Source organism: Halomonas garicola, assembly GCF_031935715.1.
Taxonomy (GTDB): domain Bacteria; phylum Pseudomonadota; class Gammaproteobacteria; order Pseudomonadales; family Halomonadaceae; genus Vreelandella; species Vreelandella garicola.
Genome location: NZ_JASSZF010000036.1, coordinates 1 through 25,838, shown reverse-complemented (window position 1 = coordinate 25,838; position 25,838 = coordinate 1). Strand labels below are relative to the sequence as shown.

20 protein-coding genes and 1 pseudogene are annotated in these 25,838 nt (G+C 58.4%); 6 read left to right on the top strand and 15 right to left on the bottom strand.

Annotated features, from left to right (window positions below; genetic code table 11):
- Positions 1–876 precede the first annotated feature (876 nt).
- Genes RS027_RS11760 through RS027_RS11750 form a run of 3 tightly spaced genes read left to right on the top strand, consistent with a single transcriptional unit; the run spans position 877 to position 3,879 of the window.
- Complete coding sequence (locus RS027_RS11760; RefSeq protein ID WP_311957158.1) at positions 877–1,404, top strand: hypothetical protein; 528 nt, start codon at positions 877–879, stop codon at positions 1,402–1,404.
- Positions 1,405–1,417: 13 nt separating this feature from the next.
- Positions 1,418–2,935, top strand: coding sequence for a molybdopterin-dependent oxidoreductase (locus RS027_RS11755; RefSeq protein WP_311957156.1), 1,518 nt, complete (start codon positions 1,418–1,420; stop codon positions 2,933–2,935).
- A 32-nt stretch (positions 2,936–2,967) separates the two neighbouring features.
- Positions 2,968–3,879 carry a hypothetical protein gene (locus tag RS027_RS11750; protein ID WP_311957154.1) on the top strand — a complete coding sequence of 304 codons (912 nt, stop codon included), beginning with the start codon at positions 2,968–2,970 and terminating at the stop codon, positions 3,877–3,879.
- A gap of 59 nt (positions 3,880–3,938) precedes the next feature.
- On the opposite strand, the gene RS027_RS11745 is transcribed toward RS027_RS11750, so the two are convergent.
- The 9 genes from RS027_RS11745 to frdA form a co-directional block, all read right to left on the bottom strand.
- Positions 3,939–4,892 carry a 1,4-dihydroxy-2-naphthoate polyprenyltransferase gene (locus RS027_RS11745; RefSeq protein ID WP_311957151.1) on the bottom strand — a complete coding sequence of 318 codons (954 nt, stop codon included), beginning with the start codon at positions 4,890–4,892 and terminating at the stop codon, positions 3,939–3,941.
- Between the two features lies 1 nt (position 4,893).
- Entirely contained in the window at positions 4,894–6,342 is a 1,449-nt protein-coding gene (locus RS027_RS11740) for an efflux transporter outer membrane subunit (protein ID WP_311957147.1), read from the bottom strand.
- Positions 6,339–9,449: an efflux RND transporter permease subunit gene (locus tag RS027_RS11735; protein WP_311957145.1), complete on the bottom strand. Its 3,111-nt coding sequence runs from the start codon at positions 9,447–9,449 to the stop codon at positions 6,339–6,341. Before RS027_RS11735 ends, RS027_RS11740 begins: the two co-directional genes overlap by 4 nt.
- A gap of 3 nt (positions 9,450–9,452) precedes the next feature.
- On the bottom strand, positions 9,453–10,643 hold the full coding sequence (locus RS027_RS11730; RefSeq protein ID WP_311957143.1) for an efflux RND transporter periplasmic adaptor subunit: 1,191 nt from the start codon (positions 10,641–10,643) through the stop codon (positions 9,453–9,455).
- 265 nt (positions 10,644–10,908) lie between these two features.
- Positions 10,909–12,456: a BCCT family transporter gene (locus RS027_RS11725; protein ID WP_311957141.1), complete on the bottom strand. Its 1,548-nt coding sequence runs from the start codon at positions 12,454–12,456 to the stop codon at positions 10,909–10,911.
- A 229-nt stretch (positions 12,457–12,685) separates the two neighbouring features.
- Positions 12,686–13,063: a fumarate reductase subunit FrdD gene (gene frdD, locus RS027_RS11720; RefSeq protein WP_311957138.1), complete on the bottom strand. Its 378-nt coding sequence runs from the start codon at positions 13,061–13,063 to the stop codon at positions 12,686–12,688.
- Positions 13,063–13,461 (bottom strand): fumarate reductase subunit C, encoded by a 399-nt coding sequence (locus tag RS027_RS11715; protein WP_311957136.1) that lies wholly within the window; start codon positions 13,459–13,461, stop codon positions 13,063–13,065. Before RS027_RS11715 ends, frdD begins: the two co-directional genes overlap by 1 nt.
- 23 nt (positions 13,462–13,484) lie before the next feature.
- A complete protein-coding gene (locus RS027_RS11710) occupies positions 13,485–14,204 on the bottom strand; it encodes a succinate dehydrogenase/fumarate reductase iron-sulfur subunit (protein ID WP_311957133.1) in 720 nt (239 codons plus the stop codon).
- A gap of 2 nt (positions 14,205–14,206) precedes the next feature.
- Positions 14,207–15,985 carry a fumarate reductase (quinol) flavoprotein subunit gene (gene frdA, locus RS027_RS11705; RefSeq protein WP_311957131.1) on the bottom strand — a complete coding sequence of 593 codons (1,779 nt, stop codon included), beginning with the start codon at positions 15,983–15,985 and terminating at the stop codon, positions 14,207–14,209.
- A gap of 241 nt (positions 15,986–16,226) precedes the next feature.
- On the opposite strand from frdA, the gene RS027_RS11700 reads away from it, so the two are divergent.
- Both RS027_RS11700 and RS027_RS11695 read left to right on the top strand, forming a co-directional pair.
- Positions 16,227–17,648: an anaerobic C4-dicarboxylate transporter family protein gene (locus RS027_RS11700; protein WP_311957128.1), complete on the top strand. Its 1,422-nt coding sequence runs from the start codon at positions 16,227–16,229 to the stop codon at positions 17,646–17,648.
- A 26-nt stretch (positions 17,649–17,674) separates the two neighbouring features.
- Positions 17,675–19,546: an aspartate ammonia-lyase gene (locus RS027_RS11695; protein WP_446497138.1), complete on the top strand. Its 1,872-nt coding sequence runs from the start codon at positions 17,675–17,677 to the stop codon at positions 19,544–19,546.
- Positions 19,547–19,605: 59 nt separating this feature from the next.
- Here RS027_RS11695 and RS027_RS11690 read toward each other — a convergent pair whose 3' ends face one another.
- The 6 genes from RS027_RS11690 to RS027_RS11670 all read right to left on the bottom strand — a co-directional run bounded on the left by RS027_RS11690 (position 19,606) and on the right by RS027_RS11670 (position 24,734).
- Positions 19,606–20,217, bottom strand: coding sequence for an ABC-type transport auxiliary lipoprotein family protein (locus tag RS027_RS11690; RefSeq protein ID WP_311957125.1), 612 nt, complete (start codon positions 20,215–20,217; stop codon positions 19,606–19,608).
- Entirely contained in the window at positions 20,214–21,152 is a 939-nt protein-coding gene (locus RS027_RS11685) for an MlaD family protein (RefSeq protein ID WP_311957123.1), read from the bottom strand. The genes RS027_RS11690 and RS027_RS11685 overlap by 4 nt, the downstream gene beginning before the upstream one ends.
- Positions 21,153–21,154: 2 nt before the next feature.
- On the bottom strand, positions 21,155–21,964 hold the full coding sequence (locus RS027_RS11680; protein WP_376717596.1) for an ABC transporter ATP-binding protein: 810 nt from the start codon (positions 21,962–21,964) through the stop codon (positions 21,155–21,157).
- Positions 21,958–23,070: an ABC transporter permease gene (locus RS027_RS11675; RefSeq protein ID WP_311957119.1), complete on the bottom strand. Its 1,113-nt coding sequence runs from the start codon at positions 23,068–23,070 to the stop codon at positions 21,958–21,960. Before RS027_RS11675 ends, RS027_RS11680 begins: the two co-directional genes overlap by 7 nt.
- 425 nt (positions 23,071–23,495) lie before the next feature.
- On the bottom strand, positions 23,496–23,822 hold the full coding sequence (locus RS027_RS13515; protein WP_376717595.1) for an antitoxin Xre/MbcA/ParS toxin-binding domain-containing protein: 327 nt from the start codon (positions 23,820–23,822) through the stop codon (positions 23,496–23,498).
- Between the two features lie 24 nt (positions 23,823–23,846).
- Positions 23,847–24,734: a 5'-methylthioadenosine/S-adenosylhomocysteine nucleosidase gene (locus RS027_RS11670; protein ID WP_311957117.1), complete on the bottom strand. Its 888-nt coding sequence runs from the start codon at positions 24,732–24,734 to the stop codon at positions 23,847–23,849.
- A gap of 232 nt (positions 24,735–24,966) precedes the next feature.
- On the opposite strand from RS027_RS11670, the pseudogene RS027_RS11665 reads away from it, so the two are divergent.
- Positions 24,967–25,716: pseudogene (locus RS027_RS11665) on the top strand (IS30 family transposase); the annotation flags it as partial.
- Positions 25,717–25,838: the final 122 nt, after the last annotated feature.

The following is a 25,838-nucleotide window of genomic DNA, read 5'->3' as shown; positions in this document are numbered from 1 at the left end:
CGCGACGACGGTAGTGGGAATAATGCACGCGCTTTCTTGGGTCATGGCGAGCACTTCACTTCCTGCGTCGTTGCGAGCGCAGCGAAGCAATCTCGGTTTTTCTCGCCAACGGCACGGCACGAGATCGCCACGTCGCTCCGCTCCTCGCGATGACGGTAGTGGGAGCAGCGCCACCGCCCGTACGAGATCGCCACGTCGCTTACGCTCCTCGCGACGACGGTAGTGGGAAAGTGCACACGCTCCCTTGGGCCAAGGCGAGCACTTCACTTCCTGCGTCGTTGCGAGCGCAGCGAAGCAATCTCGGTTTTTCTCGCCAACGGCACAGCACGAGATCGCCACGTCGCTCCGCTCCTCGCGACGACAGTAGTGGGAAAGTGCACACGCTCCCTTGGGCCAAGGCGAGCACTTCACCTTCCTGCGTCGTTGCGAGCGCAGCGAAGCAATCTCGGTTTTTCTCGCCAACGGCACGGCACGAGATCGCCACGTCGCTTACGCTCCTCGCGACGACGGTAGTGGGAGCAGCGCCAACGGCACGGCACGAGATCGCCACGTCGCTTACGCTCCTCGCGACGACAGTAGTGGGGAAGTGCACGCGCTCCCTTGGGCCAAGGCGAGCACCCAAAGGGCGGGTGTAAAGGCAGCTCGCGCTGCGCGACGGTATCCCCATCTCACTGGCCATGGGTACCTGGAGTCAAACTCCGGCAGGTTATGGGCCTCTTGCAAGCCTTTCAGCCGTACCTGCGTTACTATTTGATGGATGAAGGTCGCTATATATAGCGATGAAGAGCTGGCCGGGCGCAATAGCGTCAATAGATATCTGACGGTGCCGAACAGCGGCCGGCGATTAATCATCTTCGATGGAGGCAGTACATCGTAATGGAAGACGAAAACTCTCCGGCTCTGCGTGCCGGTGTGGATTTTCGCGGCAGCAAAAACGCGACTCAGCGAGTCTTGAAGCACGCCAAGCCGGGTAAGAATCGCGCTCCGCTGTTGCGCTACGTTCGTATCAATCTCCCGCGGACCACCCGGCTGCTGTTGATTGCCATGGTGGCCGTCATCGGCGGTGCGTCGGCGGCTTCCGCGCTATTGAGCCACGAGCCGTTTTTCTTCGCGACGCCAATTCTGTGGGCTGTTGTCGGGGCGTCAGCCGTGTTCGTCGCCGTGGGTTTGCTGACCTCTGCCCGCCTCTGGAACCGGGGGCTTGCGATCGCGCTGGCTTCCCTGCTGGTCTATCTTGGCGGTCTTTTGGGCAGTGCGCCGTATGTCTGGAACGGGGCCAGCGTCGCTGCCGCCGCGATCTGGAATCTGACGCTTTTTGCCTCTACAGGCTACATCGTGCTTTTTGCGGCGCTGCGCTACGGAATGATCGTCGCCGCTCCCGACAATCAACGTTTCATGGACTGACAAGGGCTTCGCAATGGATCTCGGATTTCCGTGGTGGCTTCGGGTAGAGCACTTCCTCAATATCATTTTTATTTCATTTCTGGTGCGTTCGGGCCTCGAGATTCTGGGTTCCTACCCCAAGCTTTATCGCTCGCAGCACAGCGTGCCCGGCTCATCCTGGGCTCAGTTTACGATTCGGGAGGAGTCTAAGCACAAGTACTACACGGTGGGCGAAGAGTACAACGACTATTCCCCGCGCATTTCTCTCCCCGGGCGTGGCCTGCTGGGGCTGGGGCGGTATTGGCACTTCATCACGGTGACGGGGTTTGTTAGCTGCTGGTTCACCTATTTCGTGCTGCTGCTGGCGACAGGCCAGTGGCGGCGCTACGTTCCCACCAGCTGGGACACTTTTGCCCAAGCGGGTCAGGATATGCTGGCCTATCTCGCCTTTACCATGCCCCACGCCGTCGACGGGGCGGTGTTCAATGCCCTGCAGCAGCTGTCCTACGGGTTCGTGATACTGATACTGACGCCGCTGGTCATTCTGACCGGTGCCTTTCAGTCGCCGGCCATCGCCAACTCTTTCTCTGTTATCACCCGTGCGCTGGGCGGCCGCCAGGTGATTCGTAGCGTCCACTTTTTCTGCCTTGTGGGGTATCTGGCATTCTTCGCCATACACGTGCCGCTGGTCTTTCTTCACGGCTACCTGCACGAGACGTCCAAGATGGTGCTGGGGCACTCCAACGATCCTGTGTTGGGCGGCGCTATTTTTACCCTCGGCCTCGCCCTTGTGGTCACCCTGCACGTGGTCGCCACGCGGTGGTCGTTGGCGGACGGCCGCGCCGTTGAGAGGTTGCACAACGTGATTGTGCGGCCGTGGTCGAACCTGCTGTATAAGCTGCCCGCGCGCATGCACTACGATCGCTCGAATATCACCGGCAGGGACGTGGGGCTTGCTAACGCCACCCATCACTTCCGTGGCAGCGGGCGCCCGCCGGAAACCGAAGAATACCTGGCGCTGATGGCCAACGGCTACGAGGACGACTATGTGCTCGAAATCGGTGGCTACGTTGAGCGCCCGCTGACGCTGACGATTGCCGAGCTGCGCGAGCTTGCTGCGGGCCACTCTCAGACGACGCTTCACCACTGCGTGCAGGGCTTCACTTCGATTGGGCGCTGGCGCGGCATTGCCATGGCGGACCTGCTGGATATGGTAGGGCCCTTGCCCGGCGCGACTGACGTCGTGTACATCAGCTTCCAGAACATGGGCCGCGATGACGCCCTGTACGAGGGGGGCACCTACTACGAGTCCACGCCGATGGTGGAGGCGCGGATGCCCCAGACGATGGTTGCCTTTGAGCTCAACGAGGAAGGCGAGATTCCGGCCAAGAACGGCGCCCCGGTGCGGCTGCGCCTGGAAACCTCGACCGGGTTTCGCAGCCTCAAGTGGCTGGAACGTATTGAGGTGGTCAACCGCTACGGTATTATCCTTGAGGGCCGCGGTGGCTACTTCGAGGACACGGACTTCTTCGACCGCAACCAGCTAATCTGACCGTTCGCGAGAGAAGAAAAGGAAGTCGCACTATGGTTCTGAAAAACAGTACGGTTCTGAAAAAAACACGCCCATGCACCCAGGCCGAGCTCGATGCTTATATGGCCGCGCGGCCCAGGCCGGTGCGCAACACCTTTGAAGGTATGTACCCGCTACACGAGGACCTTGAACTGTCGGACGAGCAGGTTCAGATCGTGCTGGACTACCTGCAGGAGGTGAATTTCCATCTGCCCGGCGCCGCGGCGCATGAGTTTCTGGTGGTCCGCTGGGCGCGCTACAGCGGGTTTCAGTTCATGCAGGAACCCCTGGAAGCCTATGCCGTCGGGCTGCGCTGCACGCATCCCGGCATGGAAGACCAGCACACCTTCATTCGTATGTCCTGGGGCCAGCTGATGGGGGACCCCGAGGCCGTCCGTCTGCCGGTCAACGAACCGGTGCTGGCGAGCGATACGATGACGCTGGCCCGCTATCGCGATACGCGTACCGGGCCTTCGCGAACGGGCGTTGACGCCTATGGCGCCGGGTCCGGTGGCTCTGTAGCTGAGCCGGTGCCGGGCGCCGACTTCGACCTGAAGCTGCTGAACGGAGCGCTCAACGACGTGCTGGAGCAGCAGCGTACCGGCAAGGGGCGCGAGATAAACTCATGGTGGAACCCGGCGCTTGATTGGGGCGTTGCGCTGGCCGGGCGCTACCCGCGGCTGAAGTACTTCGAATCCAGGGGACGCCTCGATGAGAACACCCTGGCGGCGTTGCACGCCTTCGAGGCGCGGGCAGCCCGGGCGGAGGCAGCGTTACAGGAACTCGGCCTGGCCACTCCTGCGTCCGTGGCCGCGTCTGCGCTTAGGCAGGCGGATAAAGCGGAGAGTGGCACATTTTTCCGCCGTCATCGTATCCGCGACCCGCAGTCGCTCACCGAATCAGAGCTCGACGACCCCGAAGGCTGAAACGCCGAGATGAAACGCCGAGATGAAACGCCGAGATGAAAAGGCGCGTACGCCCAGCTTTATAAAAATGCCGGCAGTGCCAGGCCGAGCGCGAACAAAAAAGAGTGCGCTGCGAGCAGCTTTGCGACCTGGGCAAGCGCGGGATCAAGCGCCGCGCCGTCGGTCCTTTGCAGGATCGTGCGGATAATGGGGAAGGCGTAAGGCAGGGTGAGTAGCGGCGCGAGAACGAATGGGCCGTAGCCCAGGTACCAGAACAGGACCGGGATGGTGTAGGCAATCCCCGTCATGACTAAAAACTCGATCCGACTCCACCGATAGCCAATCAAGACCGCAAGCGAGTATTTGCCTGCCGCCCGGTCGGTTTCGCGATCGCGCATGTTATTGACGACGAGAATATTGGTCGCAAGCGCGGCGGCGGGAAGGCTTGCCAGAATGGCGGTGACCGGCAGCGTGTCAGAGGGCAGCCAGAGCGGGAAAGCGGGCACAAAAGAGGCCGCCTGTACGTAGTAGGTGCCGGTGACGGCGACGATGCCGAAGAAAATGAAGACGAAAAGGTCGCCGAGGCCATAGGAACCGAAGGGGTATGGGCCGCCCGCATAGAGTACCCCGGAGGCGATGCTTACTACTCCGATGACGATAATAGGGACGCCGCCTATCGCGACCAGGTAGCTACCGACCAGCACGGCCAGGGTGAACGTAGCGACCATGGCGCTCCGGACATCGGCCGGCTTGATGAGGCCGGACTGGGTCACTCGCGTAAAACCCTGGCGGTTTTCCGTGTCGACGCCGGACCGGGCGTCGTAGTAGTCGTTAGCGAAGTTTGTGCCGATCTGAATGAGCAGCGCGCCGAGTAGTGCGACAAGCGCCGGCAGCATGGCAAACACGTTCATGTAGACAGCCAGCCCCGTTCCCACGAATACCGGCGCGGCGGCCGCCGGCAGCGTATGGGGGCGCGCGGCAATCAGCCAGGCGCTTCGACGGGGTAGTTGCGGTTGTCCCTGGCCTGAAGACAACTCAGGAATCCGTCAAGGTCGCCGACGGCGACTCTTCGGCCAGCGATTGCCAGCCACCGCCCAGCGCTTTGTAGAGCCGGATCAGATTAGTGGTGATCTCGGCGTTGCTGGCGGCCAGCGCATCCTGGGCGGCCAGCTGCTCACGGTCGGCATCGAGCACTTCGATAAAGTCAGCGACACCGGCGTCATAGCGCGAGCGAGCAAGCGTCGCGGCGCGCGTTGCGGATTTCGCCGCGCTCTGCAGCGAGGCGTAGCGAATCTGCTCGTTGGCGTAAGCAGTGACCGCGTTATCGACATCCTCAAGCGCACCTAGTACGGCCGACTTCCAGCTAATGTAGGCCTGCTCCTGGACCTCGGACTGGGCCTCGATGCGGTTGCGTACCTGGCCACCGGAGAACAGCGGCCAGCTGACGACGGAACCAATGCCGAAGGTGCGGCTGGCTGACTCGAACAGGCTGCCGCCACTCAGCGCTTCCAGCCCTACCGAGCCATTCAAGCGAAGCTTAGGATAGAGCTCAGCAGTAGCCACACCCACCCGGGCTGTTTCGGCGGCTAGCATTCGCTCGGCGCGGCGGATATCGGGACGACGACGCAGTAGATCGGCGGGTACGCCGATGGCGACTTCTAACTGCGGGTTCGGGACTGACTTGGCTTGTGTGAAGACATCATCGAGCGCGCCCGGTTTTTCACCCAGTAGCATGGCCAGGCGATTGCGTGCGCGCTCGAGACGGGTTGCCAGCTGTGGAATGCTGCTGCGCGTCGTCTCCACGTTGCTGCGCGCACGCTCCAGGTCGATATCTTGTACCAGACCCGCGGCGTGGCGCGATTCGATCAAGTCGAAGGTCTCGCTCTGGCTTTCCAGGTTATCGCGAGCGATACGTAGGCGCTCCTGGAAGCTGCGCGCCTCGACGTAGTTTAACGCCACCTCGGCGAGCACGGACACTAAAATGTCACGCCGCGACTCGGCCGCTGCGTCAACGTCGGCCTCGGCCGCTTCCACTGAGCGGGCAACGCGGCCGAACAGGTCCAGCTCCCACCCGGCATCGAAGCCGGCGGAGTAAAGCTCGGTGGTCAAATCGTCGCTGCCGGAGACGTTCTCGCTGGAACGCGAGCGTTGAGCCCCGCCGCTGGCGTCCAGGGTGGGGAACCGGTCGCCTTCGGCAACGTTACGCAGGGCGCGGACCTGACGCAGCCGTGAGGCGGCGGCGCGCAGATCCAGATTGCTTGTTACCGCCTGGTCGATCAGCTGGTTCAGAGCCGGATCGTCCAGCGTCGTCCACCAGCGCGAAAGCTCAGTGGGCTGACCCGCCGTCAGCCCGGCGTCGCGGCGCAGCTGGTTGAATTCGGCATCAGTCTCGGCCTGTGGGGCCTTATAATCGGGACCGACCGCGCAGCCAGTGAGCACGACTGCACAGGGAACCAGCGCAAGGATCAAACGGCGAACCATCATGAAGCCTCCGAATGGCGGCCGCGCTCGCGCCCGCGTTGGATCAGGGTATAAAAGCCCGGTACTAGCAGAGTGCCAATCACCGTAGCTGCCGCCATGCCAAAGAATACGACGACGCCCACCGAGTGCCTGGCGCCGGCGCCAGCGCCGGTGGCAACGAGCAGCGGGAAGATGCCGAGCATGAACGACAGCGCCGTCATCATCACTGCCCGGAAGCGCAGCCGTGCCGCGGTAGCGGCAGCAGCGACGATCGACAGGCCTTCTTCCTCGCGCTGGGTGCGCGCAAACTCCACAATCAGTATCGCCTGCTTGGTCGATAGGCCGGCAAGCATGATGAGTCCGATCTGTGCATACAGCCCGAGACTGGTACCGGCCAGCAGGATGCCCGATAGCGCCCCGACCAGGGTAATTGGCACGATCAATAGTACCGCGACCGGGATAGCCCAGCTTTCATACTGGGCCACCAGGAACAGGAACACGAACAGTAGTGACAAGGCCAGAATCGGCGCCACGCTGCCGCTGGTTTTTTCCTGGTAGGACGCACCAGACCATTCGAAGCCATAGCCTTCCGGCAAAAATTCTGCAGCCAGCTCCTCCATTGCCTCCAGCGCCTGACCGGTACTGTAGCCCGGGGCCGGCGAGCCGTTGAGAGTCGCCGATAGGAACTGGTTGTAGCGATCCAGGCTTTCTGGGCCGAGCTCGGCCTCGACGTCGCCAAGCGCCGCTACCGGAACCATGTCGCCGCCGCGGCTGCGCACATACAGCTGGCTAATGTTATCGGGTTCGGCGCGACTGGTCGCCTCTGCCTGCATGACCACTTTATATAGCTGGCCGCTGAGGTTGAAGTCGTTGATGATCTGCGAACCGAGCTGAGCCTGAAGGGTGGTGAAAATCTCATTGATTGGCACGTCGAGCAGGTGCGCCTGATCACGATTGACGTTCAGGCGTATCTGCGGCACGTCCGGTGAGTAGGACGTGAATACGCGCGCCAGACGCGGATCCTGATTGGCCCGTTGGACCAGGCCTCTCGCCGTCTGTGCCAGCGCTGTCGGGCCGTGGCCGGCGTAATCCTGAAGCGTGAATTCGAATCCGCCACCCACGCCCAACCCCGGAATGGCCGGGGGCGCGAACACCGTGACGGTGGCTCCGGCGATATCGGCCAGGCGCTGCGAAACGCGCTCGGTCAGCGCTGCCGCCGACAGGCTCGCATCGCCGCGCTCATCCCAGGGATTGAGCTGCACAATGGCCATGGCGACGTTGGGGCCGTCGCTGCCGAGCAGCGAGGCGCCGCGGATAGAGATGATATCAGCCACGCCCTCCATCTCGCTGACCCGCGAGTCCACCTCGCGCATGATGCGGTCGGTGCGCTCAAGCGACGCCGCATCGGGCAGCTGGATCTGCACAAACAGTGCCCCCTGGTCTTCGTCAGGTAGAAAGCCCGTGGGCGCGCTTACAAACAGCACGGCCACCAGTCCGCCGGTAGCGGCCAGCACGCCCAGCGTGGCCCAGCCGTAGCGCGCAAAGAAGCCGGCAGCGTGGACATAGCCGCGGGTCAGCCGCTCAAACCCTGCGTTGAACCAGCGGAACCCTCGGCTCGGAGTCGCCTCTGTCCTGGGTTGGAGCAGCACCGCGCATAGTGCAGGGCTAAGCGTTAGCGCGACCACCGAGGAGATCGCCACTGAAATAGAGATAGTTAGGGCGAACTGCTGGTAGAGCTGACCGGCGATTCCCGGCATGAAAGTCACCGGCACGAACACCGCCAGCAGCACCAGCGTGGAGGCCACTACCGCGCCGGTCACTTCGCGCATGGTGGTGAGTGCCGCCTTCTGTGGCAACATGCCATCATCCATATGGCGCTGGACGTTTTCCAGCACGAGAATGGCGTCGTCCACCACCACCCCGATCGCCAGTATCAGCGCGAACAGGGTAATGGTATTGATCGAGAAGCCAATCAGCAGCAGCACCGCAAAGCTGCCGATCAGCGATACCGGAATCGCCAGCGCCGGTATCAACGTTGCCCGCAGGTTCTGCAGGAACACAAAGACGACGGCGATCACCAGCACAAGAGCAATCACCAGCGTGACGATCAGCTCCTGAAGGCTGACCGTAATAAAGTCTGTGGTGTCGAACGCCAGCTCATAGTCCATCCCCTCGGGGAAGCGCTTGGCGACCTCGGCCATTTCCTCTTCGGCGCCTTGTCCCACGTCCAGGGCATTGGCCTCGGGCTGTTGGAAGACGGCCATCAGAATCGCCGGCTGGCCGGAAAAGCGGCCGAAAGAGCTGTAGGACTGGGCGCCGAGCTCTACATCGGCCACGTCGCTGATACGCAGAATGCCGCCATCGGTGGTCGTGCGCAGGGCAATATTGCCAAACCCTTCGGGGTCATCAAGGCGACCCTGGGCGCGCACCGTGTACTGGTACTGCTGGCTGTCTGCCGCCGGTGGCGCCCCGACCTGGCCAGCCGCTGCCTGAACGTTCTGACTGCGAATGGCCCCGGCAATATCATTGGGCACTACCCCCAGGTCGGCCATGCGATCCGGCTGCATCCAGATGCGCATGCCGTAATCCTGGGCGCCGAAGATAAAGACGTCGCCGACCCCCGGCACCCGCGATAAACTATCCACCACGTTGGTGCTGGCGTAGTTGGAGAGAAACAGCGCGTCATGGGATTCGTCCGGCGAGTACAGCGCATAGATCTGCAGGATGGAGACCGATGCCTTGAACACCGACAGGCCCTGATCGGCCACGGCCTGGGGAAGCTGGGCCTGAACCAGCGAAACACGGTTTTGGACATCAACCGCGGCGATATCCGGATCCGTGCCCAGCTCGAAGGTGATGTTGAGCTCGTAGCGGCCGTTGCTGCTGGTCGACGACATATAGCTCATGCCGTCAACACCGTTGACCACGTCTTCGATCACCGTGGCTACGGTGGATTCCACCACGTCTGCGCTGGCACCGGGGTAGGTGGCCATGACTCGAACCCCGGGCGGTGTGATCTGCGGATACTGCTTGACGGGCAAACCGGTGAGCGCCAGTAGTCCGGCCAGCACAATCACCAGGGAGACGACAATCGCGAAACGCGGCCGATGAATGAAGAAACGACTGAACACGGCCTAATCTCCCGACTCATCGGTCAGGCCGGCACGGGGATTCCCCGGTTCGGCGGTGACAGTCATTCCGGGACGCACCTTCTGTAGCCCCTGGAAAATCACATTTTCCCCGGCACGCAGCCCCGATTCCACAACCCAATCGACCTTGCGGCGGTCGCCAAGCTTGACTTGACGACGCTCGACCTCGCCATCACCGTCGACCACCAAGACCTGGTAGCCTTCTTTATCCTGCTGAACCGCGGCCTGGGGGATGACCAGACGTTTTTGCGGCTCGCTATCGGATATCAGCGCCGTCACGAATTGCCCGGGGCGCAGCACGCCCTCCGGATTATCCACTACCGCGCGCATGGCTAGCGTGCCGGTTGATCGGTCGACTTCGCTTGCTACATAGTCCAGCCGGCCTCCCTGCTCGTACAGGCTGCCGTCCGACAGGCGCATGCGAAGGCGATAGTCATCAATATCTGCCTGGTCGTCATCCGCCTCGCGCCGCCGCTGGATAAAGCGTGTGGTTTCGCGCTCGCTGACGGTAAAGTCGACGTAGATGGGGTCCAGCTGCACGATCGTGACGAGCACACCGCTGTCTGGTCCAATCAGGTTGCCAACATCGACTTGGGCCTCGCTGATACGGCCGGCGATGGGCGCATGGATCTCGGTATAACCCAATTGCAGCTCGGCCGAATGCTGTCGGGCGCGGGCCTGCTCCAGCCGGGCTTTGGCGGTCTGCACGTCGTTGCGCGCCGTTTCCATATCCGAGGCTGCCACGCCACCGCTGGCCACCGACTTCAGACGATTGAGGTACTGATTGGCCTTGTCATGACTGGCCTTGGCTTCGGCCGCGCTAGCGGCCGCTGCGGCCGCTTCGGCCTCGTATTGATCCGGCTCAATCTCGAATAATAGCTGACCCTCTTCGACGTGTTCTCCTGCTGTGAAATTACGCGTCACCAGCGGGCCGGAAACGCGCGCACGCAGCTCCACCCGATGTACGGCACGGGTACGTGCCACCTTGGACTCGCCAGCGCTTATCGAACGCTCGACCACCGGCGCTACCAGCACGGCAGGCGGCGACGCCTCGGTGTCGTCAGAGGTTTGTTCGGCATCTGAGCAGGCAGCAAGCACGAAGCCCATCAGCATCAGGCTGGCAAGATTGAGCAGCTTGGTGAAAGACGTAAATACAGGTCTGGCAGAGGTTCGCATCGTGACTTGGCCCCCAAGGCGCGGTGTATGGCTGGGTTCTTCGCATTCCGCGCTTTGGCGGCAGTGGTAGCCCTAGCGAGGAGAAGGAGTATAGTGCAGCCGCCTACTTACATACAAGAATGTATGCCCGGCTACTGCTGCGAATGCTCAGTCGCTTATCAGCTGGGGCATGCCCAGGATGGCACCGACGATCTATCCGGACTTTGACTTTCATGAAGTGGCTCCGGTGTGGCGGAGCCACCAGTCGGTGTGCAGGCAAATAGCATTATTCAGCCTCTTGGGCAGAAGGCCCGGACTGCACGTCGGCGTTCGCTTCCGTACCGGCATCCTGGGGGCGTACGTAAGGGCGACGCAGGGCGATGCTCAGCGCCGGGATGAACGTCAGCAGCAGCAGGCCGAACGGCAGGCCGCTGGCAATGGCCGCCGACTGGAGGGTGTCCAACCCGCCGGCGCGCAGCAGAAAGGCGGTGACCAGCCCAACCGCCGCGACCCAAAAGAAGCGCTGTCGCCAGCTGGGGGCGTTGCCGTTTGACGTTAGCGTTGACACCACCAGGGCGCCGGAGTCGGCTGAGGTGACGAAAAATATCAGCACGACCAGTACGGCCACCCCCGTGGTGAAGGTGCTCAGCGGCAGGTAGTCGAGCAAGCGATAGAGGCTTTCGTCAGGGGCAACGGTAACGGTATTGGCAAACCCGGCATTCTCGAACAGCTCCAGAAACAGCGCGTTGCTGCCAAACACCGTCATCCACAGAAAGTTGAAAAGGGTCGGGACAAAGAGGACGCCAAGCAGGTATTCACGGATGGTCCGGCCCCGAGAGACCTGGGCGATGAACATGCCGACAAAGGGAGACCAGGAGATCCACCAGCTCCAGTAGAAAATGGTCCATTGCGACTGCCAGTGGGTACCGCTATAGGTCTCGTTCCAGGTGGATAGCTTGGGCAAGTCGTTGATATAGCCGCCCAGATGCTCACCCAGCGCCTTGAAAATAAACAGCGGCTCGCCGGCAAATAACACAAACAGCATCAGGCTGGCCGCGACGACCAGGTTCAGTTTGCTGAGTAGACGGACGCCGTTGCCCAGCCCGCTGAGCACGCTGACCATGGCCAGCGTACACACCACGCCGATAACGCCAAGGTTGAGCCCCAGGCTGGCGTCCAACCCGGTTAGCTCGGCGATGCCGGCACTGGCCTGGCTGGCGCCAAGCCCCAATGAGGTGGTAATACCAAAAATAGTGCCAATCACGGCTGCCATATTCGCCACCCAGCCCAGGCGGCGTGCCCAGGCAGCGGGCAGGAGTTCGCGTAGCGGCGCCTCAAAGCTGAGCTTGTGACCGGCGTTATAATGGAAGAAGGCCAGCGTCAGCCCTACGAGGGCGTAGATGCCCCAAGGGTGCAGCCCCCAGTGAAGAAACGTCATCTCCATGGAAAACTGGGCGGTAGTGGCATCGCTGCTTAAATAAGGACGGAACGAGGCGTAATGCTGCAACGGTTCGGAAACGCTGTAGAACAAAAGCCCGATGCCCATGCCCGCGGCAAACAGCATGCCAAACCAGTCAAGGCGGCTGAACTCGGGGCGTGCGTCGGGCCCGCCCAGGCGAATCCGGGCCAGCGGCGTAAACAATAGGTACAAGGCAAACAGCAGCACGGCGTTTATGATGAAAATAAGAAGCCAGCCGGTAGAGCCCGCCATGATGCCCTGTAGGCGTGAGAACAGCGTGGCTGCCGTGTCCCCCTGCCAGCCAACAAAGATCAGCAGCAGGGCAATGATGGTGGCCGAGACGATAAATAGGCTCATTTTCTTGAGCGATGGCATGGTGTCGGGCTTCCGTAACGTCATCGTGTTGTGCGCAAGGGTCGGCTGTTTTTAGAGAATGGAAATCCTGGCGCGGCAGAAGTGGCGTATTATATCAGAGAATTAGTATGTATTGTTACGTTTGGTGCTTAACGTTAGATGTATGTCCCAAAAAAGATGAAGCCAGAAAGGGGGGCGGGATAACCCAAGGCCTTCCGCCCGCAGCGCATAGCACTGCGGGCGGAAAGTGTTAGATATTGCTGGAAAGTATTCCCAGCAGCACCAGTAAAAGCGCAAGCAAGCTGAACAAGGTCGCAATGCTATAGGCGATGGTCTTGTTCGTTTTGTCACTGCCCAGCTTCAGATCATGCAGACCGTGACGAATACGGTGCATCGCATGATACAGCGGGAGGCAGATGACAGCGCCAACGAACATCAGGCCGAAAAAGCTGAACAGCATCGCGCGGCTGCGCTCGAAATCAAACGTTTCTGTTGGCAACACTCCCAGGGGAAATAGCAGGGCAATAAACAGAATGGCGGCTGGAACGAATACCGCAAAACAGACACCACCGGCGCTGAATAAGGCCCACCAGACAGGCTCGGCACTTTTCTTGATGCGATGTTCCATTACATGCTCCTTCCGATGAATACCCAGGCAAATAATACCGTTACCAGCAGTACGGCAAGCCACTGCCCCAGGACGATCCATTTCGCTGGCAATAATCGTTCCTTTACGCGAAGCGGCATAACTCGTGGGAAAAGCGTGAAAAATGTGGCGGCGTGGAAAAGGCTGGCAATGAAAGCCAGTAGATTAATCGCGATGACAACGGGATTTTGCATGAACTGTTGCCATCCTTGCCAGCTATCAGCCCCTTGCAAGAGGCAGTATATCCCGGCGAGTAAGCAAGCAATGAAAAAAACCAGCGGCAGGACCGTAGCTTCGCGGGCCATATAGGTCATGAAGTAACGGTGCTTTAACCACCAGGTGCGTTTAAGTTCGGGAAAATGTCCTGTTGATTTGTCCATGAAAGCCTCCTGCAGTTGAATAGCTAGCCTTTGAATAAATTGATCAAGAGATCTTTGGCCGATTCGACTTTGCCCTGGTTTATGGCCGCCGCTGGGTCAACATTTTTCGGACACACTTCTGAACAGTAACCGACGAAAGTGCAGGACCAAACGCCTTCGTCACGATTCATTTGTGTCAGGCGTTGCTTTTTACCCTGGTCGCGGTTATCCAGGTTATAACGCTGTGCCAGCGTCAGCGCTGCCGGCCCCAGGAAGCCGGGGTTAAGGCCAAACTGCGGGCACGCAGAGTAGCAAAGCCCACAGTTGATACAGTCGGAAAACTGCGCGTATTTGGCCATTTGCTCCGGGGTTTGATTATGGGGCTCTGCGCTTTCTTCCGACTCATTGATCAAATAAGGCTGAACGGCGGTCAGGTGCTCAAGAAACAGATCCATATCGATAATGAGGTCTTTCATTATGGGGAAGTGCGCCAAGGGTTCTATCTTGACGGTTTCCGGATATTCCCTCAAAAAGCTTTTGCAGCCCAGCTTTGGCACCCCGTTAACCATTACGCCACAAGAGCCGCAAATAGCCATGCGACATGACCAGCGATAGCTCAAGCTGGCATCTTGCTCGTCCTTGATATAGTTCAAGGCCTCAAGGATAGAGGTGCTGTCGTCATAGGGAACGTCGAAGTCCTGCCAGAATGGCGCCTCGCTCTGCTCGGGGAGATAACGTTGAATACTAAGCCGTTTGGTCGTCATTGCTATGCTCCTTTGCCCGCATCGCCATAAGCGCGCACCGCTGGCGCCGAGAAGCGAGTATCTACCTCTTGCCAGCGCAGCTCTGCAGGGGCGTCGGTTTTGAAGAACACCAGGCTGTGCTGCAAAAAGTTGATGTCGTCACGCTGTTGAAGGCCTTCGTCGAGGCGCTGATGGGCGCCGCGGGATTCCCGACGGTGTAAGGCGGCCAGACAGGTCGCCTCCGCAATATCCAACCCAAAGCCCAACTCGATGCACAGCAGCAATTCGGTGTTGTAAGCTTTGCTTCGGTCATTCAGCTGAATATCGTGATACCGTGACTTGAGCTCACGGATAGTGTTCAAGGCACCTTGCATGCGCTCCTCATCACGATAAACGCCGCAGCCATCCTCCATGGCCTGAACCATTTCGCGCTTCAGTTCAACCCGGTCTTCCGTGCCGCTGGCCTCACGTAGCCGGTCGATGTGTTGCCGCTTGGCTTGAAACTGCCGTTGAAGCGACTCGAGGTCGGCGAAGTGGGTAGTGGCTGCCCGCTGGCTTGCCTGTTCGCCTGCCAGGCGGCCAAAGACCAGCAGCTCCGTCAGTGAGTTCGATCCCAGCCGGTTAGCACCGTGCAGCCCCACGGAGGCGCACTCCCCGGCGGCATACAGCCCCTTCAGACGAGACTCACAGTTGGCATCTGTCTCAATGCCACCCATGGTGTAATGTACCGCCGGGCGAATCGGAATGGGCTCGTTGACCGGGTCAATATTGATATAGGACTTGGCCAGATCACAAATGAAGGGAAGGCGCTCATATAGGTAATCCTTACCCAGATGGCGCAGGTCGAGATAGACCACGTCGCTGTCAGCGAAGCGTCCGGTACGTCCTGCCTTTTGCTCCTGCCAGAACGCTTGGGACAGCTTATCGCGTGGCCCGAGCTCCATGTATTTGTTCTTCGGCTCCCCCAGCGGCGTTTCCGGTCCCAGCCCGTAATCTTGCAGATAACGGTAGCCGTCCTTATTCAAGAGTAGGCCACCCTCTCCGCGGCACGCTTCGGTAATCAGAATGCCCGTACCCGGAAGACCGGTAGGATGGTACTGTACGAACTCCATATCGCGTAGGGCCACACCGCTACGGTAGGCCATGGCCATGCCGTCCCCGGTCACGATGCCGGCGTTGGTATTGAACTGAAACAGGCGCCCGGCGCCACCGGTTGCCATGATCACCGATTTCGCGCGCAGCAAAATCAATTCGCCCGTGGCGACCTGTAGGGCAATAACGCCGGCAACAGCGCCGTCGACTGTTGCGACGTCAAGTACGAAATATTCGTCAAGACGTTCAATTTCGGGATATTTCAACGACGTCTGAAACAGGGTGTGCAAGATGTGAAAGCCGGTTTTGTCCGTTGCAAACCAGGTACGAGCCGTTTTCATGCCGCCAAAGCGACGCACCTGCACGGTACCATCCGCTTTACGGCTCCAGGGGCATCCCCAGCGTTCCAGCTGCACTAATTCCTGGTGGGCGTGACGGACGAAGTAATCGACAACCCCCTGTTCAGCAAGCCAGTCGCTTCCCGAGACAGTGTCTTCAAAGTGAGCTTCTAACGTATCTTCATCGCTGGTAACGGCAGCGGCGCCACCTTCCGCCGCGACCGTATGAGAACGCATGGGATATACCTTTGACAGCATCACGATGCGCTGCCGTTCCCCCTTGTTTCTGCCACTTTCTGCAGCGGCAATCGCGGCGCGTAATCCTGCACCGCCGCCTCCTACGATCACGATATCAACGTCTTGATGTTGCATAGCGGCTCTCGTCGGTTATTCGGTGATTCAGTCAGGCATGCGAACACTCTCATACCCGTCTATTAGAAATATTTGCATATAAAATAATTTCTTTCATTCCAAATAGAAATAAACTGGATAAATATTGATCTGGATCAATTTAAACTAATTAAATAGTGGATACGGTAGCAATAGGTAAAATATTTGAGCAAAAAATGTAGACCGGTTAATCGACAACCCATGGAGGCGTGACGATTACACTATGGACTGGATATTTCTCCTTGAACTTCTCACTGTGCTGGCCGTTATTGCACTGGGCGCCCGCAAGGGAGGCATCGCTCTTGGTATGTGGGGTGGCGTGGGCCTGCTTATCCTGACGGTGGTGTTCCGCGAGCAGCCTGCCGCACCACCAATTAACGTAATGCTGATTATCCTGGCGGTGATCAGTGCGGCAGCGGTAATGGAAGCCGCCGGCGGAATCAACTGGCTGGTAAACGTTGCCGAACGAATCATTCGCCGATACCCCAAGCACATCACCATCGTGGCACCGCTGGTTTCCTATTTGTTCACCTTCGGTGCCGGTACCGGTCATATTTTCTATCCGTTGCTTCCGGTCATCCATGACGTCGCTCACGGTAGCGGGATCCGGCCCGAGCGCCCGATTGCGGTCTCGACCATTGCTTCACAGCAGGCGATCACCGCCAGCCCGGTTTCCGCAGCGATGGCGGCCATCATCGTGATACTGGAATCCGAGGGCATGACGCTGGCGACGATTATGGCGATTTCTGTGCCCGCCACAGTGATGGGGATCGTATTGGCGGCGCTGATTTCCTACCGCCGCGGGAAGGAACTGTCAGAGGATCCGGTGTTTCAGCAGCGAGTCAGCGAGGGACTGGTAGAACCGATTCCCGAAGGACCCAGCGATACACAGGCTTCACAGGTTGCCGGATCTGAGAAGAGCCTTGTGACAGCCAATACCGCTACCTCGGACACTGCGGTGACTGATAAAGAGCCTGCCGAGTCTGTTCGGCCGTGGAAAGGCCGTGTTAGTGCGTTGATTTTCCTGCTGGGCGTAGCCTCCATCGTTGTACTGGGCTTCTTTGAGGGCCTGAGGCCAGCCTTTCCCGATACCAGCGGTGAACTGGTGCCGCTATCCATGTCTTTGACAATCCAGATCACGATGCTGGCCGTGGCAGCGATCATCCTGATGATCTGTCGGGTAGACGTTGAGGCTGTCCCGCGGGCTGCCACCGCTCGGTCCGGTCTGGTGGCACTTGTGGGTATTTTTGGGCTTGCCTGGCTCGGTCAGACGCTTATCGATGCCAATCAGGAAACCGTGGTGGGCGGACTTGGCAACATGGTAACTGCTGCCCCCTGGACCTTCGCCATCGGCTTGTTTTTTGCCTCGGTGCTGTTATTCAGCCAGGCCGCTACTACTCGGGCCTTACTGCCCCTGGGGCTGGCGCTAGGTATCGGTGGTCCCCAGCTGGTTGCCATGTGGCCGGCCGTTAACGGTTACTTTTTCCTCCCTACCTACGGAACGATCCTTGCTGCCATCAGTTTTGATCGCAGTGGTACTACCGGGATCGGCAAGTTCGTGCTTAACCACTCCTTCATGCTCCCCGGGCTGGTCGCCACTATTGGCACCGTCATTATCGGGTTGCTCATTTCCCAGGTCTTTTGACCATCGCGATTATTAGGAGAAGCGAGATGAACGTTAATGAAGTGTCCACTCAGGATCTTACTTCAGGGACTCAAATCGGTGATGCTGATCAACATATCGTTGATATGTTGCGCGAATATGGTGATGTCCAAACATTCTCCAGTGGTGACTGGATCAGCCAGGAGGGAGTGCCCCGGGAATGGTTCGGGGTCCTGCTTCAGGGCGAGTTGGAATTGCTGCACGGTCGCTATGCCGACATACGGCGTGTAGGGCTGCTGGGGCCAGGGGCCATGGTCTTTGAAGGCTTTCTCATGGGCGACCCCAACCCGCATCGGCTCTCTACTCGGGCGATGGCCGCTGGCCAGCTTTTGGTGCTGGATGCCGCCGCCAAGGAACGCCTACAGCAAGGGCAACCGGATTTTTGGCATGAGCTTATTCTACGCGTGGCAACACGCCTGCGTGCGCGGCTACGTGGCACCACGACCCGAATGGTCGAACATCGTGAGCCCGAATTTGCGATTGGCACGACCCGGGTAGAACACGACTCCCTGGGAGAGCGAGAGATTCCCGCCGATGCCTATTACGGCGTTCAGACGCTGCGAGCCATGGAGAACTTTCCCATCTCCGGGCATCACCTGGATGACTACGGTAATCTTTGTATCGGCCTGGCCATGGTTAAAAAGGCGGCCGCGCAAACCAACCAGGAGCTGGGTGTACTCGAGGCCGATAAGGCGAAGGCCATCGCGACGGCGTGTGATGAGATTATCGGGGGAAAACTGCGGCGACACTTTGTGCTGGATATGATTCAAGGTGGTGCCGGCACCTCAACGAACATGAACGCCAACGAGGTTATTGCCAATCGCGCCCTTGAGTTATTGGGCCATCAGCGTGGTGACTATACCCACTTGCACCCGCTGGACCACGTTAACCTGTCTCAGTCCACCAACGACGCTTATCCCACGTCGGTAAAAGTTGCCGTACTGCTCACCGTTCAGCAGACGCTGAACTCATTGGATGAGCTATCCAGCGCCTTGCGGATAAAGGCCGACGAGTTTGCCGACGTGCTGAAGATGGGGCGTACAGAAAACCAGGACGCCATCCCGATGACGTTAGGCCAGGAGTTTGGGGCGTACGCCGGGATGGTGGCATCTGCTCGCCGCGCGCTTTCGCATGCAACCCTGGAGATGCACGAGATCAACTTGGGCGCTACGGCCATCGGCACCGGACTGAACAGCCCGGCCGGATACGCGCCGCTGGTGGCCGAGAAACTCGCCGTTATCTCCGAGTTGCCCTTGACGCTTGCAAACGATCTTGTAGAGGCTACTCAGGACTCGGGAGCGTTTGCCTGCCTATCCGGCGCCATGAAGCGGGTAGCGGTGCAAGTCTCCAAAATCTGCAATGACCTCCGGTGGCTGTCCAGTGGTCCTCGGGCCGGGCTCAATGAGATTAATCTCCCACCTATGCAGCCGGGCTCTTCCATCATGCCGGGTAAGGTCAATCCCGTGGTACCGGAGATGGTCAACCAGGTTTGCTACCAGGTGATCGGTTTTGATGCGACGATCGGTATCGCCGCGGAAGCCAGCGAGCTTGAGTTAAACATGGCTGAGCCGGTCATGGCCTATGATCTGCTGCAAGGGTTAACTATTCTGAATAACGCCATGATCGTACTTAACAATCGGTGCGTGAAGGACATTACCGCCAATCGGGAAGTCTGCCAGAACTATGTGCAGCGCTCGATCGGCCTTGTCACTGCGCTGAATCCCGTACTTGGGTATGAACGCTCATCGCAAGTGGCCAAGGAAGCGTTGGACACCGGTGGCAGTGTCTATGATCTGGTCCTCGAAAAGGGGTGGCTGAGCCAGACCCAGCTCGATGAGCTTCTAGAGCCAGAGCATATGACCAGTCCCATGCAACCCTGAGTTTAATAAGCCACTGTCAGTTGGCCTCTTGGCCGCAGCTTCGATAGAGCGGGCAGCAGTCAATCATCTGTGTTGGCAAGGGTCCAGTCGACCAGCTGGATTGCAAGCTCGTCAGCGGCCAAGCCGAAAGCGTCGACTACCGACTCAAGTTGAGGAGAATCGCTTTGCTGACGGACGTCGAAACGCCGACTGGCGACCACGTTGCGGTTGCTTTCGTCGAGCAGCTGCACGTCTAGGCGGATGACTGCCTGCGGAGCCTGGTCACCGTTGTACTCGCTTTGGAAGGCGCCGAGATCGCTGCTTAGAGTGAGGTCGCTCTGGACTCGACTGCCTTCTCCTACCACTGTTGCCAGGCGCCCGTCCTGGCGAAAGGCCTCGATGAGACGATCGCGCAACAGCACCGGCGCATCGTCATTCCACCGTGTTCCGGCGTAGACGCTTATTTCCTGGCGATTGGGACGTACCAGAATGCGTGGGCTGGCGAGTAATCGGGCGGCGCGAGGCGTTTCCAGGCGCAGTGTCATGTCAAGCGAAGGCTCAGAAGAGGCAGGTTGCGTTGTGGCGGGTAGCAAGAAGGTACGCTGTGGCGTTTGATCGGGTAGTAGGCTGCAGGCCGACGAGGTTATTAATACGGCAAGGAGTAGAATGCCGAGGCGTACGCGCAAGATCATGGTGTGAACTCCTGGATCGGGTCGCGGCCAAGTAGGAAATCAGCCGGGCTTTCTTCGAGGCGACGTGTAATGCGGTTCAGCTGGCTCAGCGTACTACGTAGCTCGAACATGGCGGGAGCAAGTTCGCCAATGCCTTGCAGGCCCTGGGATAGCGATTCTTCATGTGTGGCGGTGAGCGTTGATAGACGCTCGGTGGTAGTGGCCAGGTCGCGCATGGCTTGGTGTGCAGCTTGCATGATGGGCTGTCCCTGCTCTTCCAGTAATCCGTGGGTAGATTCGCTTAGACGTGCGAAACTCGCCAGGCTCTTTTCAGCCTGTACGCTGGCACGGTGGACTTGGGTCAGCGTCTTGTCGATGGTGCCGCGTTCGTCGACTAGTGACTGCGAAGCGATATCAACGTTGCTCAAAATACGCGTCACGTGTTCGGCATTTTCTTCGGACAGTAGACGGTTCGCCTTTTCCAACAGAGTGTCTACCTGGGTGAAGAGCTCTTCGCTATTAGAGAGCAGCGAGTTTAGCGGGGAAGGTTTGGCCTCGATTAGCGGTGGATGCTCACGGTCGCCTTTTAGGCGGGGACTTTGCGGGGTCCCGCCACGTAATTGTATATTCATGCTACCGGTAATGTTGGCTAGAGCAAGGCTCGCATTGGTGTCTTGCTTGATGGGAATGTCGCTGTAGATACGTACCAACGCGCGTACATGTCGTGGGTCCTCGGGGTCGAGGCTTAATCTGACAACATCGCCGACCTCGATTCCGCTATATTGGACTTTGTTGCCTTCAGAAAGCCCGCTGACGGCCCGGCTGAAACCAACCTCGTAATAGGAGTAATCGTGTTCGACGCTGGTCTTGCCAAGCCACAGGGCAAACAGTAGAGCGCCACCGAGGGTGATTATCGTGAATAGTCCGATCAGCACGTGGTGAGCGCGGGGTTCCATGGTCAGCTTTCCTCGGTAGTGGGGGGAATATGGCGGGCAGCACGTCCCCGTGAGCCCTGAAAGTAGTCGCGAATCCAGTCGTCATCGAGCGTCGAGACTACGTCGAGCCGGCCGGCGGCCAAGACCTTACGGCGTGCCAGCACAGCGACCCGGTCGCAAGTCGCATAAAGGGTATCCAGGTCGTGGGTGACCAAAAAAACGCTGAGCCCAAGGGCGTCGCGAAGGGTCAGAATTAGACGGTCGAAGGCCTCTGCACCGATGGGATCAAGACCGGCGGTGGGTTCGTCGAGAAATAAAACCTCGGGATCCAACGCCAGAGCGCGAGCCAGGGCGGCACGCTTGACCATTCCGCCGGAGAGCTCGGCGGGATAGTTGGCGGCCGCCTGAGCGGGGAGGCCAGCCAGTGCCAGTTTAACCTGCGCTAGCATCTCTGCATCGTCCCGGGCAAGGCCGGCATGTTCGATCAGCGGCAGAGCCACGTTCTCTGCGAGTGTTAGAGAGGTAAAAAGTGCGCCTCGCTGAAAGAGCACCCCGAAACGCCTCTCCACTCGCGAGCGGTCCTGTGAAGTAAGCTGTTGTAGGTCCTTGCCAAACACCGTGATGGCACCAGCGTTAGGGCGCAATAGGCCAATGATACTACGCATTAACACCGATTTGCCGCTGCCCGAGCCGCCTACTACTCCGAGTATTTCGCCTTGCCGCAAGTCTAGGTCAAGGTCTTCGTGGACGACGTGGCTACCAAAGCGGTTTTCCAATCCGCGTACCCGAATCAGCGGTGATTTTATCTGAGCTTCTGTGGCCTGATTCACCAGCCCATCTCCATAAAGAAAAGCGCGGCGGCGGCATCAAGCAGAATAACCATGAAGATCGACTGTACCACGCTGGATGTGGTGTGCTCGCCTACCGACTGAGCGCTGCCGCTGACTTTAAAGCCTTCTTGGCAGCCGATTAAGGCGACCACAAAGGCGAATAATGGGGCTTTGCTTAAGCCAATCACAAAGTGTTTAAGCGGGATGTCACGTTGCAAAATAGCGAGAAACTGGGTCAGTGAGATATCCAGGGCCAGGAGGCAGACCAAGGCACCACCGATCAGCCCGCATAGCATGCCGACAAAGGTGAGTATTGGCATAGTGACCATTGTTGCCAACACCCGGGGGAGCACCAGCAATTCCATCGGGTTAAGCCCTTGGACGCGGATAGCATCGAGTTCTTCGTGAGCTTTCATGGCGCCGAGCTGGGCGGTGAAGGCGCTGGCGGTGCGGCCAGCAACCAGTATGGCGGCCAGTAACACACCAAATTCGCGCAGAAAAGCAAAGGCGACCAGGTTCACTGTATAGATTGTGGCGCCGAAGTCGCGCAGCACAGTGGCGCCCAAAAAAGCCATGACGGCGCCTACCAGGAAAGTCAGCAGGGCGACGATGGGCAGGGCATTGAGACCCGTTTGATGGATCTGTGCCACTAAAGACGTCAGGCGCCAACGGCGCGGCCGCCAGATACCGGTAGCAAGCGTTGCCAGAGCCTGGCCCATGAAGCCCATAAGCTGGCATTGCTGGTGCCAAAATTTTTCGACACGTCGGCCGGTTTCGGCCAGGAAGTCTTTCACGGGCCGGGTAGGGCGGGGCTGAGGAGGGGGGCTTTGTGCCATGGCATCGGCCACGGTATGCAGTAGAGCCCGGCGTTCAGCTGGCAGCGCGGGGGCCCAGTCATCAATGGCCGCGAGCCGCTCGGGGCTAATGAGTTTTGCCAGCAAAGCGGCGCCGGCCGTGTCAAGAGCCCCAAGCTGCGAAAGGTCCAGCGACGGAGGAATTTTCGTCTGTTGCTCAACCTCGCGCCTCAGTCGGGAAAAATGTGCCAGCGTCCAGTCGCCAACAAGGTGTAGGCAGCCATCTGACGGCAAAAGTTGCCCGGGTTGTGTCATACTTCCTCCTTGCCAAGCCATGTGGTCTCTGCTGGCGGAGACCACATGGCTGTTTGAAGATTTGAACGGCGGGAATCCGAAGCCGGGTACGGATTGGTCTATTAAAGCAGTGGACCAGACCGTGATCCCAAGCTAGGAAGAAGCTGGAGCTCGGGCGCCCGGTGGACGAGGCTAAAGGAGGCGGCTGACATAAAAGTTATCGGTTCCTAGCCTTGCGTCATCGTAAACGTTTCGCAATAAACAATCGCTGGTGACATGCCTGTAGCTTCCGTGGTGTGGGTCGTCCCCGAAATACTGGGCCCCAAATCTTGAGCGAATGGAGTCATGAGTGATCTTACCCAGCATTGGTGAACTGGCCGCCGATTGATGACCGTGGCCGGCATTTTCTGCCGCGCGCGGCGGTTGGGCGGAAAGCCGTCGGATTGTTAAAAGCCATGCCTACCGGTTCCTCTGCACATCCAGATAAGCCCGCACCATGTCATGTACAGCCCCACCATACCCCGCTCGTCGATGATCTGCACGGGAGTCGCCCCGTTAAAGGCTCTATTCGGTTGGGTCATCCACCCGTACACCAGCTCGCGGTTGTGAGGGAACAGCAAGCGAAGGGACTTGTGTATGTCCAGGAGTACGCTCGCCCGCTTCAACTTATCCCTTTCATGGGTGAGAGTCTTTTGCTTGTCTTTGGCAAGACCCAGCAGGCTGAGCTGTTCATCAGTAGTGATTTGCCAGTAGGCAAATAGGTTTATCAACATTTCATGGGTTAAGGAAATAAAAGCTCACTTGTTATTTAGTGTTGAAATGTATTCTCGAACTACTTTGTAAACATATTTCTGATTCGCAATTGCTGTATCTGCATTATAAGCGCCTTGGTTTGTTTTATTGTTCGATAAAATGCGAATCGCCAGGAATGGCACTTCGTATGCTTTTGCAATCATTGCAGCCGATGCCGATTCCATTTCCTCGACTGATGTGCCGTAATTTTCATGGAGCCAATTGATGCGATCTATTTCATTATTCCATAGATCAGCTGAACCAATTGTTCCTTTAACTACTTTCCCTTTTTTGTGGTTATTTTTTTCTTGGTTAGCTATGGCCAAAAGCTCTGGGTCTGCTTCATAATAGCGAGCCTTTTCAGCATTTGGGTCTTCACCGGCACTCCCTTCAGAAGCCATAATGTCCATAGGCTTCCAGTTTTTCGCTTCAATACCTTCTCCCTCCGCACGGTCCCCTGTTTTCATGGAACCGATATTAACCGTTCGCTCACCTAAGACAATGTCAAAAACATTGAGAGCCGGGTCATGTCCGCCAGATGTGCCTTGGTTGATAATGGCAGAAGGTTTATATTTATTTATCGCAACGGCAGTTGCTGCTGCCGTATTCTCCATGCCTTTTCCTGTTTTTGAAACAATGACCGGATAATCATCTACTGTGCCTATATAAAATATAAAGGTTGATCCTGATTTTTCTACTTTAACATTCTCCAAGCGACCAGCGAATTCTTTGGCCTCAATTGGCATGGGGGCCTGGACCAATATTGGATGCTTCATTTCGTCTTTTTTCTCGAACTCATCTGCCGAAATTTCTTCTGCCAATGCTACCAAAGATGCTATAGAAATTATGGGTGCCAAAACGCTATTGATAATAGTTATTTTGATTTTTTTCATTTTATTTATCCCTTAGATATATGCTGCATTCGCGATGTTTGATCACAGCGAAAGATTTAAGATAAGCGTAGTGAGCTAACGTTCGGCTCTGTTGAGCCAGAATATACATGCCGACTGTAATTGCCAAGTAAAGTCTGACGGTTCCCCACGAATTTGTGCCATTCGCCGCATATGCCTTCTTATCTGCAGATACTGAGAGTAACACCCGCCTATGTTGCTATGGTGTTGCCCCATGTCATACGTCGAACTCAGCATTGAAGAACGCGCCACCATCCAGGTTAGCCGTGCCCAGGGCATGAGCCAGAGGCACATTGCCTGGATTCTTGAGCGCGCTCCTTCTACTATTTCTCGTGAAGTGCGCCGCAACCTGACTGGCCAGCGTGCGTACTGTGCCCGGCAGGCTCAGCAGCAACGCCAAAGACGGCGTGCGCCATGTCGTCCAAAGCGCAAGCTGATACCCGGCACCGAGCGCTTTGAACTGGTGGCCCATATGCTCCGTCGACGGTTGTCTCCCGAGCAGATTAGCGGCAAGCTCAAGGCCATGGACATACCCGACCTGCGCGATGCTTACGTCTGCCGCGAAACGATCTACAACGCCATTTATGCCTTGCCCGTTGGCCAGCTTCGCAAGGAGCTGATCCACTGCCTGCGGCAGGGTAAATCCACGCGCAAGCCTCGCCGTGGCGAAGTGGATCGGCGGGGCCAGATCTCTGACATGGTCAGTATTCACCTGCGTCCTCCCGAGGTCGACACGCGTGAAATGCCCGGCCACTGGGAAGGTGACCTGATCAAGGGCAAAAACAACGGCTCCGCCGTTGGCACGCTGGTTGAACTGAGCAGCGGCTATCTACTGCTGGCGAAAATGCGTGACGCATCGGCTACGTCAGCGGTTGAAGGCTTCAGTGCGGCGCTAAACCAGATGCCTCTGGCGGCCCGCAAGACGATGACATACGACCAGGGCCGGGAAATGGCGCGTCATGCCTGAGGAATCCCCATGAAATGGGTAATAAAATCAGCATGATAGGATTGAAAAAGCCTGCATGAGTCATGCATGTTGTGAGTTACGACACACAACAACATGCGAAGGAGACCCATGCAGGCCCC